This is a genomic window from Rugamonas apoptosis (assembly GCF_014042355.1).
Taxonomy (GTDB): domain Bacteria; phylum Pseudomonadota; class Gammaproteobacteria; order Burkholderiales; family Burkholderiaceae_D; genus Rugamonas; species Rugamonas apoptosis.
In genome coordinates, this window is sequence record NZ_JACEZU010000006.1 from 115,387 (window position 1) to 129,867 (window position 14,481).

General features: G+C 67.2%; 10 protein-coding genes. 3 read left to right on the forward strand and 7 right to left on the reverse strand.

Annotation, left to right across the window (positions count from 1 at the left end):
* Window positions 1–7 precede the first annotated feature (7 nt).
* The 6 genes from H3H39_RS13335 to ybaK form a co-directional block, all read right to left on the reverse strand.
* Window positions 8–1,249, reverse strand: a complete 1,242-nt coding sequence (locus tag H3H39_RS13335; protein ID WP_182153879.1) for a CmpA/NrtA family ABC transporter substrate-binding protein — start codon at window positions 1,247–1,249, stop codon at window positions 8–10.
* A 205-nt stretch (window positions 1,250–1,454) separates the two neighbouring features.
* Window positions 1,455–2,801 (reverse strand): metal-dependent hydrolase, encoded by a 1,347-nt coding sequence (locus H3H39_RS13340; protein ID WP_182153880.1) that lies wholly within the window; start codon window positions 2,799–2,801, stop codon window positions 1,455–1,457.
* Between the two features lie 76 nt (window positions 2,802–2,877).
* Window positions 2,878–3,888, reverse strand: a complete 1,011-nt coding sequence (locus H3H39_RS13345) for a sensor domain-containing diguanylate cyclase (protein ID WP_229218026.1) — start codon at window positions 3,886–3,888, stop codon at window positions 2,878–2,880.
* Between the two features lie 169 nt (window positions 3,889–4,057).
* Window positions 4,058–4,705 carry a DsbA family oxidoreductase gene (locus H3H39_RS13350; protein ID WP_182153882.1) on the reverse strand — a complete coding sequence of 216 codons (648 nt, stop codon included), beginning with the start codon at window positions 4,703–4,705 and terminating at the stop codon, window positions 4,058–4,060.
* Window positions 4,706–4,873: 168 nt separating this feature from the next.
* Window positions 4,874–5,503, reverse strand: a complete 630-nt coding sequence (gene plsY / locus H3H39_RS13355) for a glycerol-3-phosphate 1-O-acyltransferase PlsY (RefSeq protein WP_182153883.1) — start codon at window positions 5,501–5,503, stop codon at window positions 4,874–4,876.
* A 139-nt stretch (window positions 5,504–5,642) separates the two neighbouring features.
* Window positions 5,643–6,134 (reverse strand): Cys-tRNA(Pro) deacylase, encoded by a 492-nt coding sequence (ybaK, locus tag H3H39_RS13360; protein WP_182153884.1) that lies wholly within the window; start codon window positions 6,132–6,134, stop codon window positions 5,643–5,645.
* Between the two features lie 39 nt (window positions 6,135–6,173).
* Between ybaK and H3H39_RS13365 the strand changes: the two genes are divergently transcribed.
* Window positions 6,174–7,235 carry an endonuclease/exonuclease/phosphatase family protein gene (locus tag H3H39_RS13365; RefSeq protein WP_182153885.1) on the forward strand — a complete coding sequence of 354 codons (1,062 nt, stop codon included), beginning with the start codon at window positions 6,174–6,176 and terminating at the stop codon, window positions 7,233–7,235.
* Window positions 7,236–7,249: 14 nt separating this feature from the next.
* Here the strand turns inward: H3H39_RS13365 and H3H39_RS13370 are convergent, their stop codons facing one another.
* A complete protein-coding gene (locus H3H39_RS13370) occupies window positions 7,250–9,733 on the reverse strand; it encodes a sensor domain-containing protein (protein ID WP_311196915.1) in 2,484 nt (827 codons plus the stop codon).
* A gap of 375 nt (window positions 9,734–10,108) precedes the next feature.
* Here H3H39_RS13370 and H3H39_RS13375 point away from each other — a divergent pair, with 375 nt between their 5' ends.
* Both H3H39_RS13375 and H3H39_RS13380 read left to right on the forward strand, forming a co-directional pair.
* Entirely contained in the window at window positions 10,109–11,329 is a 1,221-nt protein-coding gene (locus H3H39_RS13375) for an efflux RND transporter periplasmic adaptor subunit (protein WP_182153886.1), read from the forward strand.
* Between the two features lie 3 nt (window positions 11,330–11,332).
* A complete protein-coding gene (locus tag H3H39_RS13380) occupies window positions 11,333–14,458 on the forward strand; it encodes an efflux RND transporter permease subunit (protein ID WP_182153887.1) in 3,126 nt (1,041 codons plus the stop codon).
* Window positions 14,459–14,481 lie beyond the last annotated feature (23 nt).

Consider the following 14,481-nt stretch of genomic DNA (forward strand, 5'->3'; position numbering starts at 1 on the left):
CGCCTCCTTATGCCTTGATCTTGAACGAGTCCGCGTACGCCTTGGGGTTCTTGCCATCCCACACGGTGCCGTCCAGCAGCTTGGCGCTGCGCAGCGGCGACTTGGGCAGGCTGACCTTGGCCATGGCGGCGGCATCCTGGTACACGTCGATGCGGCTGACCTGCTTGGCCACCGCCAGGTAATCGGGCTCGCTCTTGAGCAGGCCCCAGCGCTTCTGCTGCGTGAGGAACCACATGCCGTCCGACAGGTAGGGGAAATTCACGCTGCCGTCGTTGAAGAACTTCATGTAGTTCGGATCGTCCCAGGTCTTGCCCAGGCCATTCTGGTAGCGGCCCAGGATGCGCTGGTTGATCACATCGACCGAAGTGTTGACGTAGGATTTATCGGCGATGGTTTCGGCCATCTTCTGCTTGTTCGACAGCGAAGCGTCGATCCAGCGTCCGGCGTCGAGAACGGCCGCCGTCAGCGCGCGCGCCGTGTTGGGATGCCTGGCCACCCATTCGGCGCTGGTGCCCAGCACCTTTTCCGGATGGTCGCGCCAGATGTCCTGGGTGGTAGTGGCCGTGATGCCCACGCCGTCGGCGATGGCGCGGTGATTCCACGGCTCGCCCACGCAAAAGCCGTCCATGTTCCCGATCCGCATATTGGCCACCATCTGTGGCGGCGGCACGGTGATGACCTTGGCATCCTTCATGGGGTTGATGCCGTGCGCGGCCAGCCAGTAGTACAACCACATGGCGTGGGTACCGGTGGGGAAGGTCTGGGCGAACGAGTATTCGCGCGGGTCGGCGCGCATCAGCCGGGCCAGCGAGGGGCCGTCCACGCCGCCCTTGTCGGCCACTTTCTTCGACAGGGTGATGGCCTGGCCATTATGGTTCAGGTTCATCAGCACGGCCATGTCCTTCTTCGGCCCGCCCGCGCCCAGCTGCACGCCGTAGATCAGCCCATACAGCACATGGGCCGCGTCCAGTTCACCGTTGACCAGCTTGTCGCGCACGCCGGGCCAGGACGACTCCTTGCTCAGCACGATCTTGATGCCGTACTTCTTGTCGAAGCCCAGCACGGACGCCATCACCACCGAGGCGCAGTCCGTGAGCGGAATGAAGCCCACCTTCACTTCCTCTTTTTCCGGTTTGTCGGAACCGGCGGCCCACACGCCGCGGGTGGCCAGGCCACCCAGGGCGGTGGCCGCGACACCAGCCTTGATCAGCGTACGTCGGGTCAACTTGATGCGGGTATCGCTCGTCATCGTATCCTCATGCCTGGTCCATGGGCCGGCCGGCTGGCCGCCCTGCTTTCAATATCAGCAAGCGCTGTGCCAGCGAAAAAGCGGGAACCGAGGGGAAAAGACGTGCAACGGACGATGAAAATGGGCGGCGGCGGTGCGCGCCCGCGCCACAATGGACGGCGCGGCACTGATATTGTGCGACGCACCAAAAGAGGATGGCGGCGCGCTAGTGTGCGGCGGCGGCCGCCGGCAGCGACCGCGACGGCGACGGCGTTCGTGACGACGATGCTGAGCGCCAGAGTGACCCGCGCTGGTCCTCCGCCAGCGCGCCCTGCTCCGGTGCAGCCAGCAGATCGGCGCGCGGGTCTTCCCAACCCGGCACGCCCTGTGGACAGGCGCTGCCGCGCAGCGCGCCGAAACGCAGCGTGGTGAAATTACCGCGCGGGGTGGTGGCGAAGCGGTAGTCCGATGCCTCGCCGGTGGCCATCGACAGGGCCGGCGCGCGGGCGAAGCGCAGCCACGCGTTGACGTGGCAATCGTCGCGCTGAAGCTGGCGCAGCGCCCGCAGGCTGGCCGTGACCTCGCTCATCTCGACGATAGCCGGGTCCAGGGTGGTTTTGGCGCCGCCATCGACCAGCCGATGCGGACAGGCCAGCGGCGCCAGCCAGTCCGGCGCCAGGCTGGCCACGCCGCGCCGCATGCGGTAGCTGCCGGCCGCCTCATCGCTCTCCACCGACACGAAATTCCAGCACAAGGGCTGGGACGGATAGGCCGTCATGGCCACGTCCACCACGCGCGCGCCCGGATCGATGCGCGCCAGCGCGGCGCGGATGCGCTGCCCGCCCACGTGAGACGCTACTCCCTGCCCCGCCACGTACACGCCGCACAGGCCCAGCGCCAGCAGCAGCGCGGCGCGGCCTTGGGCACCGGCCCGGCGCTGCGCAGCCCCCAGCAATACGCCCGCACCCAGCAAGGCCGCGCACGAGGCCGCGCCCAGATAGCCTTTGAACGTGAAGAACAGCAGCGCGCACACAGGCACGGCCAGCGCCGCCATGCGTGCGCGCCGCGTGGCCAGCATCATGGCCAGCGGCGCACCGAAGGCGATCCAGTATAGCGGTTCGACAATGAACACCATGTCGCCATAGAACCAGCGGCCATCGAAGGGATAGAACGGGTGCAGGCCGTAGGAATTGGTGTAGTCGAGCAGCAGGTGCAGGCCCAGGCCGGCGCCGATGCTGGCGGCCAGTCCCCGGCTGGCCGGCCGGCTGGCCCGCAGCAAGGCGCGCGCGGCCGGCCAGCACAGCCACAACAGGACGGCCAGCGCCAGCGCCTGCGGCAGCGCGTACAGCAGCGTGTGGGTGTGGCCACGGTGGTTGAGCAGATAGCCCAGCGGATCGGGCAGCAAGCGAGAGAGGAACAGGTCGAGATCGGGGAAATTGCTGGCCAGCGCGCACGCGGTCAGCAGCAGGCGGCGCCGCGTACGGGCGCGCAAGGTATCTGCCTCCGGCGGCAGGCTGCGCTCCAGCAGCTCGCCCACGCCCAGGCCGACGATGGTGTGTGTGATGTTATCCATGCACGGCATCTTACAGGCTGGATGCCGATGGTGGCGCCGGCGCCCGTCAGCGGGCGGGCCGGCGCCTCAGGCCAGCTCAGTAGGCGATCTGGTTGCGGCCCTGCTGCTTGGCCCGCAGCAGGGCCGCGCCGGCCTGGCGCAGCAGGCTGTCGCCGTCCGCGATTTCCATGTGGTTCAAGGCGCCCACGCCCACGCTGGCCGTGATGGGCAGTATGCGCGTGGCGACCAGGTGCTGCTGCGCCTCGATCTTGACGCGCAGGTTCTCGGCCAGCTTGCAGGCGCCATCGAACGGCGTGTTGGGCAGCACGATGCAGATCTCCTCGCCGCCGTAGCGGGCCGCGATGTCGATCACGCGCACGCTTTCGCGCAGCATGCGGCCCACGCTGGCCAGCATCTGGTCGCCCACGGCGGGACCGTAGCTGTCGTTAATCTGGCGGAAGTGGTCGAGGTCTATCATCAGCGCCGACAGCGGCGCGCGGAAACGCTTGGCGCGCGCCGTTTCGAACTTGAGGCGCTGCAGCAGCGAACGGCGGTTGTGCAGGCCGGTCAGCTCGTCCATGATGGTCAGCTGTTCCAGCTCGCGCACGGATTCGCCCAGCGCCTTGTCCTTGGCCCGCAATTCGATCAGGGCCATGGCCTGGCGCGCCAGCCGCGCCAGCGTCTGGCGCTGCTCGTCGTTCAGGCGGCCGGGCACGGTATCCATCACGCACAGGGTGCCGATGGCGAAACCGTCCGACGACGTCAACGCCACGCTGCTGTACATGCGCATGAACGGGGCGTTGACGGTAAGCGGCATGTGGGCCGTACGGTAGTCCGCTTGCAGGTCGGTGATTTCAGTGGCGCTGTCGCCCAGGATGGCCAGCGAGCAGTAGCAATCAGTGCGGGGCAGCGCGGACAGTTCCATGCCCGTGTGGGCCTTGATCCAGACGCGCTCCGCGTCCACCAGCGAAATGAAGGAATACGGTACGTTGCACAGCTTGGCCGCGAGCTCGGTGAGGAAGTCGAAATCCTCACTGGCGGGGGTGTCAAGGATGTTGTAACGGTGCAAGGCGGCCAGGCGGAACTGGTCGGTCTGTGGTCTCGCCATGGGCAAGACATGGATTTTTTCTGCGGCCAGCATAAGACCCCCAAAGCAACACTATCGACACCAGCGCCGGGATAGCCGGAGTGGCCGGCCCGGGCCTTTTGTTACTTTGACAGTTTATCCCAAAACCGGGGCCGCAAGCGTGCCCGCGGCCTGCGGTTCACAGCATTTTTTAAGCTTCCGTCATGATCTGGCGCAGCGCGCGCTCGAACACTTCCACCGGCTGGCCGCCGGAAATCAGGTGGCGCTGGTTGATGATGATGGCCGGCACGGAATTGATGCCGTGGCGGGCGAAGAATTGCTCGCGCTCGCGCACCTCGTCCGCGTATTGATTGCTTTCGAGAACTTCCGACGCCGTGGCCGCATCCAGGCCCGCCTCGCCGGCCACGCGCACCAGCACGTCGTGCGCGCTGGGATTCTGGCCACGGCTGAAATACGCTTCCAGCAAGGCCAGTTTCAGCTCCTTCTGGCGCCCTTGCAGCTCGGCCCAGTGCAGCAGGCGGTGGGCGTCGAAGGTGTTGTAGATGCGGCTGCGCTGGTCGAGCGCGAAGTCGAAGCCCACTTCGGTGCCGCGGGCGCGGATGGCGGCCCGGGTCTGGGCTTGCTGCTCGGCGCTGGCGCCGTATTTTTCCATCAGGTGTTCGGTGATGTCCTGGCCTTCCGGGCCCATGTTGGGGTTCAGCTCGAACGGCTGGAAGTGCAGCGTGACGTCGGCCTCGTCGCCGATGCGGGCAATGGCCGCGTCCAGCGCCTTGAGCCCGATGGCGCACCAGGGGCAGGAAACGTCGGAGACGAAATCGATCGTGATAGGGGTGGTCATAGGGAGCCTTTGCATTGGTGACGCGCCGCGCGAGGTGCCGGCGCCCGCGCCGCAGATGGCGGCGGCGCGGCGAAATTCAAGCGGGCCGGGCAGATTCTGGCCGTTGCCGGCCGGGCCCCGGCCCGGCGCTGGTGCGCTGATTACGCTGATGCGCTGGTGCGCGAACGATTACTTGTGCTTGGCCTTGGCGGCGCCGGCGCTCTTGCCGCCGATGCGGCTTTCCTTGCCGGCCAGCAAGTTAGAGATGTTCTGGCTGTGGCGGTAGGCCAGCAGCACGCTCATGGCGACCACGGCGAACAGTTGCGGCTCCACGCCGAACAGCAAGCCATAGTAGAACGGCGCGAACAGGGCCGCGATCAGGGCCGCCAGCGACGAATAACGGAACGCGAACGCCACCACCAGCCAGGTAGCCAGCGTGGCCAGGCCCAGCCAGGGGTTCAGGCCCAGCAGCACACCCAGCGCCGTGGCCACGCCCTTGCCGCCCACGAAGCGGAAGAAGATGGGCCACAGATGGCCCAGGAACACGGCGATGGCCACCAGCGCGATCGTCATGTCGCCCACCTGCAACAGGTCGGCGTAGCGGATCGCCAGCCACACGGCCAGCCAGCCCTTGGCGCCGTCGCCGATCAGGGTCATGATGGCGGCCTTCTTGTTGCCACTTCGCAACACATTAGTGGCGCCGGGGTTCTTGGAGCCGTAGGTGCGCGGGTCGGCGATGCCGAACAGACTGCTCATCACGACGGCGAACGAGATCGAGCCCACCAGATAGGCGGCCACGGTCATCCATACTGTATTCATTGTGTCCCTTTGCAGATAATTCCCGGCGCGCTGGGCCGGGGGAGGCTGAATATACACCAAGCCCGTCCCCGATCGGGAAAATTGTGCGGTTTTGCCAACGCTGCGCCACATCGACGCCACGGGCTTTTTGAAAGGCTGGTCAGTCCGCCAGCGCGCACTGGACGGGGCGCGCGCCCAGCACGTCGATCAGCACCTGGGGCGCGATGCCCACCAGGTAGCCGCGCCGGCCGCCGTTGATATAGATGGTTGCCAGGTCCAGGATCGATTGCTCCACATAGACCGGCATGGCCTTGCGGGTGCCGAACGGCGAAGTGCCGCCCACCTGGTAGCCGCTGTGGCGCTGCGCCACTTCCGGCTTGCACGGCTCGACCGACTTGCAGCCGATGGCGCGCGCCAGGTTCTTGGTCGACACCTTGCAGTCGCCGTGCATCAGCACGATCAGCGGCTTGGCCGCCTCGTCCTGCATCACCAGCGTCTTGACCACGTGGTGCTCGTCCACGCCCAGTTCGCGCGCCGACACGGTGGTGCCGCCATGTTCCTCGTAGTCGTAGGGATGTTCGCTGAACGCCACCTGGTGCTTGCGCAGCAGTTGGGTCGCCTGGGTTTCTGAAATGTGTTCTTTCTTTGCCATGCCGTGATACGCTAAACGTTCGCTAAGGAGTGTCGCATTATGCAGCAAGAAATTCGCTTTGCCACTTTCAATGTTTGCAACCTGGCCCCGGCCGGGGCGAAATTGTATGACAACCTGGCGCCGCTGACGGCGGCGGAATACGAAGCGAAAATCGATTGGACGGCGCACCAGCTCGACCAGCTCGACGCGGACGTGGTGGGGCTGCAGGAAGTATTCAGCCTGGATGCGCTGCGCGACGTGCTGGCGCGCAGCCGGCGCTACGGCGGCGCCAGCGTGGCTGGCGTGGCGCCCGATCCGCACGCCGAACGCCTCACGCCGCAGGTGGCGCTGATCTCGCGCCTGCCGCTGGCGGCGCCGGCCGCCAGCCACCCCACCTTCCCCGCTGGCGTGGCCATGCCCATCCATTGCCGCGACGCCGAGCGCTACGCGCGCGCGCCCGTGCATGCGCGGCTGCTGCTGCCCGGCGGCACCGAGCTCGACGTGCTGGTGGTGCACCTGAAATCGAAACGGCCCGACTACCGCAGCGGCGATGCCAACGGCAACGGTGGCAACGGTGGCAATAGCGGCAATGGCGGCAACAACGGCAACGGCGGCCATGGCAACGGTGGCCCCGATTCCATGCAGTACGCCCAGGCCAACCTGCGCTCATTGATCCGGCGCGGCACGGAGGCGGTGGCGCTGCGCGCGCTGGCCGGCGAACTGGCGCTGAACGCGCGGCGTCCGTGCGTGGTACTGGGCGACTTCAACGACACGCTCGATGCCGTCACCACCAGCATCGTGCTGGGCGCCGGCGCCCCCTGCTCGCCGGACGACGAATTGCGCGGCCGCCTGTTCGACAGCAACCAGATCCAGCTGCGCCAGGATCAGGCGCGCCACCTGGGCTACACCAACGTCCACGAAGGGCGCTTCATGACCATCGACCATGTGCTGGTGTCTGAGCATTTCAACCCGGCCTCGCGCCACGCCATCGGTGAAGTGCTGGAAGTGAACTACCTGAACGACCACCTGCTGCTGCAGCGCCCGGAAACCTCCGACCACGGCCAAGTGCTGGTGCGGCTGCGGCTAAACGGCGTGGCCACCCCGGTCCCGCCGCTGCGCTAGCGCGGGTTGCCGGTTCACAGCGCGGCGCCGTCCCCGGCTGCCGGCGCCGGCCCCGGCTCGGCGCGCACGTAACTGCCCTGGTACTGGTCGCAGCCCTGCTCGCGCAGGAAGCGCAGTTGCGTCTCCGTTTCCACGCCTTCGGCCAGCACCTTCATCTTCAGGCTGTGGGCCAGCGCGATGATGGCGCTGACCACGGCCGCCTCGGCCGGCTCGTGCTCGAAGTCGTTGACGAAGGACCGGTCGATCTTGAGCTTGTCGACCGGGTAGTCCTTCAAATGGCCCAGACGCGAATAGCCGGTGCCGAAGTCGTCGATCACCAGGCTCAGGCCCAGCGTGCGCAGCTCCTGCAGCATGGTCATGGCGCCGCCATCCTTCATCAACGTCGTTTCCGTGATCTCCAGCGCCAGCAGCGACGCCGGCAGCGCCGACGCCCGCAGCGCCTCGCTCACCGTGTCCGCCAGTCCCCGTTGCATGAACTGGCTGGGCGACAGGTTGACGGCCACCACCAGCGGCCGGCCCTCATCATGCCAGCCGCGTGCGCGCCGGCACGCCTCCTGCAGCACCCAGGTACCGATCACCACCATCAGGCCGCATTCCTCGGCCACGCCGATGAAGCGGGCCGGCGCCAGCAACCCCAGTTCCGGATGGCGCCAGCGCACCAGCGCCTCCATCCCCAGCACCTGGCCGGTGGCCAGGTCCAGCTCGGGCTGGAACACCAGCTCGAACTGGCGTTCGGCCACGGCGCGCCGCAAATCGTTCTCGAAGCGCACCCGCTCCGTGATCTGCCCGTTCATCTCGGCGTTGAAGAACTGGTAGCGGTTGCGGCCATGCTCCTTGGCGTGGTACATGGCCAGGTCGGCGTGGCGTACCAGGGTGTCGACGTCGGCGCCGTCGTCGGGGTAGATGCTGATGCCGATCGAGGTGCTCACGTCCAGCCGGTGCTGTTCCAGTACATATTGCTGGGCGATGGATTGCAGCACGGTGGCCGCCACGTGGGCCGCCTGGTCCACGGCGCCGATATCGGTCAGCACGATCAGGAATTCGTCGCCGCCCTGGCGGCTCACCGTGTCCACCGCGCGCACGCAGCGCACCAGGCGCGCGGCCACCTCGCGCAGCAGCAGATCGCCCACGTGGTGGCCCAGCGCATCGTTGATGTGCTTGAAGCGGTCCAGGTCCAGGAACAGGATGGCCAGCTTGCTGTGGTGGCGGCGCGCCGCCGTCAGGGCCAGGTTCAGGCGATCCAGCAGCAGTGCGCGATTCGGCAATCCTGTCAGGAAGTCGTGTTCGGCCAGGTGGCGGGTGCGGTCCTCGGCCTGCTTGCGCTCCGTGATGTCCGACAACATGCCCATGTAGTTGCTCACCTGCTGGCGGGCGTCGCGGATGGCCGTCAACGCCAGCCAGGCCGGATAGCGCTGGCCGTTGGCACGCAGCGCCCACACTTCGCCCTGCCAGTGGCCGCTTTCGCCCACGGCCGCCACGATACGCTGGTACTGGGCCTCATCCTCGATGCCGCAGCGGTGCCCGCCCAGCGGCTGGCCCAGCATCCGCGCGCCGTCGTAGCCGGTCACGTCGCGGTAGGCGCGGTTGACGGCCGCGATCACCTGCTGGCCATCGGTGAGCACGATGGCGTCGCGGCTGTTCTCGAACACCTGGGCCGCCAGGCACAGCGCCTGCTCGGCCTCCTTGCGGGCCGAGATGTCGCGGATCACCGTGTAGAAAGTGGGCTGGCGGTCCAGCGTGGCGAAGGTCATCAGCACCTCGGCCCAGAACGGCTGGCCGGCGCCGTTCAGGTAGCGCCAGTCGAAGCGCAGATTGCCTTGCGCCCGCGCCAGCCGGGCCCGGATCCGGGCGGCGGCGGCCGAGGGCGCGCCGTCGGCCTGCTGCGGCGGCGACAGCTGGGCCAGCGTGCGCCGCAGCAGTTCGTCCTTGCGGGCGCAGCCGAACAGCGCCAGCGCGGCCGGATTGGCGTCGGCGATGCGCCCGCGCCGCAGCAGCACGATGGCGTCGCCGCTGCGCTCGACCAGGTGACGGAAATTGGCGCCGGCCGACAGCTGCGCGTTTTCCTCGGCCTTGCGGGCCGTGATGTCCACGTCCATGCAAAAGATCTGCTCCGGCACGCCGGCGCGGCCGACTGGAAACATGGTGGAGTAAATCCACACGCTGCGGCCGTCGGCCAGCCGCATGCACCAGTCGCGCGCGGCGGCGGGCTGGCCCGTGCGCCACACGCGCGCCAGCGCGGCCTCATAATCGCCGGCCCGCCCCACCGGGCGCAGCAGCGCCTCCAGCGGCCGGCCCAGCGCGTCTGCCGTGGCCACGCCATACAACAGGGCGCTGGTATGGTTCCAGAACCGCACCGTGCCGGCCCGGTCCACGCTATGCACGGCCACCATGGGCGTGGCCTCGATGGCGGCCACGATATGGGCGATCACGTCGAGCGCCTGGTAGCCGGGGCCATCGATGCGCGCGCTGCCACCAACGCTGCTTGGGGGAATACTCACGTTGACCTCACGAAATATTAGCGCTTATCAGCGTTTAAGCCATTCTTCCTTGACCCGCGTGCGCGCTGTTGACTTCGCTCAAGAAAGTCACGCCCCGCTCCGCCTTAGCCAATATCGGTTGCCATAAACCAACAATTTGGGCCGCGTGGGCACCGCCGCCGGTGGCGCTGGCATCCGCTTTTTTGCAGCTCAGGCCCGCTTTTTAACGCTTTGTCGCATTCCGGTGGCGGCCGGCGCCCTTCCTTCTTAAAGTGACAACATGCATTCAACCGCGGACGAAGGCAAGGGGGACAGGATTGTCCCCCTTCCAACTATGCGGCGATGCTGCGATCGGTCCCCAGGCGCCCCGCCCCCATTCCACAAGAAGACGACGACATGAAAATCGAGACCCTGCCTCCCCAGCCCGCCGTACGCCGCCATCGCTGGCGCCTTCCCGTGATCGCCGTGGCCGTGCTGGGCCTGGCTGGCGGCGGCTGGGCCATGTTGCGGCCCCAGCCCACGGCCGCCCAGGCCAGCGAGCAGAAGACCAAAGCCAAGGCCGAGGCACCGGCCGTGCTGGAACTGGCCAGCACCGACGTGGCGGCCATCACGGCCCGCTCGCTGGCGCTGCGCCTGCCCCTGTCCGGCTCGCTGGCGCCGCTCAGCCAGGCCACCGTCAAATCCAAGGTGTCGGGCCAGGTGGAACTGACCACGGTGCAGGAAGGCATGGCCGTCACGGCCGGCCAAGTGCTGGCCCGCATCGACCTGGCGGACTTGCGGGCCCGCCTGTCGCAGCAGCAGGCGGCGCTGGACGAAGCCCAGGCCAGGCTGTCGCTGGCCACCAAGAACGAGGCCAGCAGCCTGGCCCTGCTCAAGCAGAAATACATCGCCCAGACGGCCTACGACAGCACCCAGAACAGCGTGGACCTGGCGCGCGCCAGCGTCAAGGCGGCCGCCGCCGCCGTCGAGGTGGCGCGCATCGCCATGAACGATGGCGTGATCCGCGCCCCCATCAGCGGCATCGTCAGCAAGCGCCACGTGCAGGCCGGCGAGAAGCTGGCGCCCGACATGCCGGTCTACACCATCGTCAACCTGGCCGAACTGACGCTGGAAGCCCAGGTGCCGGCCTCGGAAATCCCCCGCATCCAGGTGGGCCAGGAAGTGCGCTTCCAGGTCGACGGTTTCCAGCAGCGTGAATTCAGCGGCAAGGTGGCCCGCATCAACCCCACCACGGAAGCCGGTTCGCGCTACATGCTGGTGTATGTGGCCGTGCCCAATGGCGATGGCGCGCTGCGCGGCGGCATGTTCGCCAAGGGCAGCCTGGTGATGGCCCGCTCGGCCGTGGCGCCGCTGGTGCCGCTGGCGGCCTTGCGCACGGAACAGGGCCGGCCAGTGGTCTACACCATCGTCCAGGACAAGGTGGCCGTGCAGCCGGTGGTGCTGGGCATGCGCAACGAGGACGAGGGCTATGCCGAAGTGACGGACGGCCTGGCGCCCGGCGCCAGCGTGATCATCGCGAAGATCGACGGCCTCAAGGCCGGCAGCCCCGTCAAGCCGCCCCGCAGCGCGGGCACAACACCAGCGCCGCACGCGTCGCAACTGGCGCAAAAGGACTAAGCCATGTGGATCACCAAAGTCAGCATTCAGAATCCCGTGTTCGCCACCATGGTGATGGTGGCGCTGGTCGTGCTGGGCCTGTTCTCCTACCAGGGACTGGGCCTGGAAGCCATGCCCAACGTGCAGATCCCGGTCGCCATCGTGGAAGTGCAGTATCCGGGCGCCTCGCCCGAGGCGGTAGAGAACGACATCACCCGGCCGCTGGAAGACATCATCAACACCGTCAGCGGCATCAAGACCTTGCGCGCCAATTCGTGGGAAGGCCGGGCTGGCGTGTATATCGATTTCAACCTGTCCACCAACATGGACAAGGCGATGCAGGATATCCGCGACAAGGTGGCGCTGGTGCGGCCGCGCTTCCCCAAGGAAGCCAAGGATCCGTTCATCGCCCGCGTGGAAGGCGAGAACGAGCAACCGATCGTGCAACTGAGCCTGACGGCCAGCGCCCACTCGCTGCGTGAGCTGTCCACCCTGGCCGACCAGGTCATCACCAAGCGCTTCCAGGCCGTGCCCGGCGTGGGCCAGGTGCGCCTCACGGGTACCCGCGCGCGCCAGGTGCTGGTGAGTTTGCGTCCGGCCGACATGACGGCCCAGGCCGTGGGCGTGGATGAAGTGATCGCCGCCATCCAGGCCACCAACACCAACCTGCCGGCCGGCAGCATCAGCTACGGCGCCAACGAACAACTGGTGCGGGTGGAGGGCAAGCTGAAACAGGCGCGCGAATTCAGCAAGATCATCGTGGCGCGGCGCGCCAATGGCCCCGTGTTCCTGGAGCAGGTGGCCAACGTGGTGGACGGCGAGCAGGAGGAATTGTCGCTGTCGCGCCTGAACGGCCAGCGCGCCATCTCGATCGAGATCACCAAGGTGCAGGACGCCAACGTGGTGGCCGTGGGCACCGGCATCCAGCGCGTGGCGGCCGAGCTGCGCCAGTCGCTGCCCAAGGACATGGAACTGAAGGTGCTCAACGACGAATCCGTGCATGTGCAAAGCCAGCTCACCAACGTCAGGGAAACCATCCTGGAAGGCGCCGGGCTGACCATGGTGATCGTGTTCCTGTTCCTGCACTCGTGGCGCAGCACCATCATCACCGGCCTCACGCTGCCGATCTCCGTGATGGCCAGCTTCATCGCCATGAAGGCGTTCGGCTTCACGCTCAACTTCCTGACCCTGATGGCGCTGTCCTTGTGCATCGGCCTGCTGATCGACGACGCCATCGTGGTGCGCGAAAACATCGTGCGCCACCTGGGCATGGGCAAGGACCACCGCCGCGCCGCCGGCGACGGCACCAACGAGATCGGGCTGGCCGTGATGGCCACCACCTTCGCCATCGTGGCCGTGTTCGTGCCGGTGGCGTTCATGCAGGGCATCATCGGCCGCTTCTTCCTGCAGTTCGGACTGACGGTGGCGGTGGCCGTGCTGGTGTCGCTGTTCGTCAGCTTCACGCTCGATCCCATGCTGTCGTCCGTGTGGGCCGACCCGGTGCAGGACCGCTTCAAGTACGTCCCATGGCTGGGCCGCTTGATGGCCTGGCTGGAAGGCGGCGTGCACCGCCTGCACGGGGTGTACGGCAAGGTGCTGGCGCTGGCGCTGCGCTGGCGCAAGAGCACGCTGGCGCTGGCGCTGGCCCTGTTCGTGGCCAGCCTGGCGCTGGTGCCCATGATAGGCGGCGAGATGTTCCCGGACACGGACGATGGCCGCATCTTCATGCGCTTCAAGACCCCGGTCGGCTCCAGCCTGGAATACACGGACAGCAAGGTGGCGCAAGCCGAGGCGGCCCTGAAGAGCTTCCCCGAGATCGTCGACGTGCTGTCGCGGGTGGGCACCCAGGACGGGCGCAACACGGCCGACGTGGTCATGAAGCTGAGCGACCTCAAGACGCACAAACGGCGCTCGCAGAAGGAACTGGAAAAGCTGGTGCGGGACCGCTTGTCGACCATCGCCGGCATCACGCTGTCGGTGGGCCAGAAGCCCATCTTCATCGCCATCCTCGGCACCGATGAAGGCAAGCTGGACGCCGTGGCCCACCGTTTGATGGACAAGATGAAGCAGATCAAGGGCGTGGCCGACCTGGAGTACAGCCAGGAAGGCGCCAACCCGTCCACCACCATCAAGATCAACAACGAGCTGGCCAGCGACCTGGGGCTGTCGGTGCAGCAGATCGGCGCCGCCCTGCGCCCGTTCGTAGCCGGGGACACGGTCAGCCACTGGCTGGCCGACGATGGCCAGAACTACGACGTCAACGTGCAACTGCCCAAGTCGGGCCGGCAAAAAATCGCCGACCTGGCCGACCTGTCGCTGGCGTCCAGCCGGCTGGGGCCGGACGGCAAGCCGATCATGATCCCGCTGCGCCAGGTGGTGGAGTTCGTGCCCTCGTCCAGCCCGCAGGTGCTCAAGCGCCAGGCGCTGCAGCGGCGGGTGGCCATCTACGCGGCCGTGGAAGGCCGGCCCGGCGGCGACGTGGACGCCGACATCAAGCGCGCCATGAAACAGATCGAGCTGCCGGCCGGGGTGCGCTTCGACGTGGCCGGCAGCGCCCAGGACATGGCCGAAACCATGTCCGGCGCCGCCATGGCGCTGGGCATCGCCGTGATCTTCATCTACCTGGTGCTGGCGTCCCAGTTCGGCAGCTTCATGCAACCGATCGCCATCATGGTGTCGCTGCCGCTGTCGCTGATCGGGGTGCTGGTGGCATTGCTGGTGACGGGCAGCACGCTCAACATCTTCTCCGTGATCGGCTTCATCATGCTGATGGGGCTGGTGACCAAGAACGCCATCCTGCTGGTGGACTTCACCAACCATGGCCAGCGCGCGGGCCTGAGCCAGTTCGACGCCATCATGGAAGCCGGCCAGGTACGGCTGCGCCCCATCCTGATGACCACGCTGGCCATGGTGTTCGGCATGCTGCCGATGGCGATCGGCATGGGGGACGGCGGAGAATTACAGGCGCCCATGGGCCGGGCCGTGATCGGCGGCGTGCTCACCTCCACCCTGCTGACGCTGGTGGTGGTGCCGGTGGCGTACACCTATCTGGATAATCTGGGCAAGCGGGCGGCCCGCTATTTCAAGGGAAAACCGGAACACGGCGTGACGGCCGTGCCTGCGTCAGCGCGGCAGGAAGAAGTGGCTTGAAGCCGGCGCCAGTGTGAAAAACG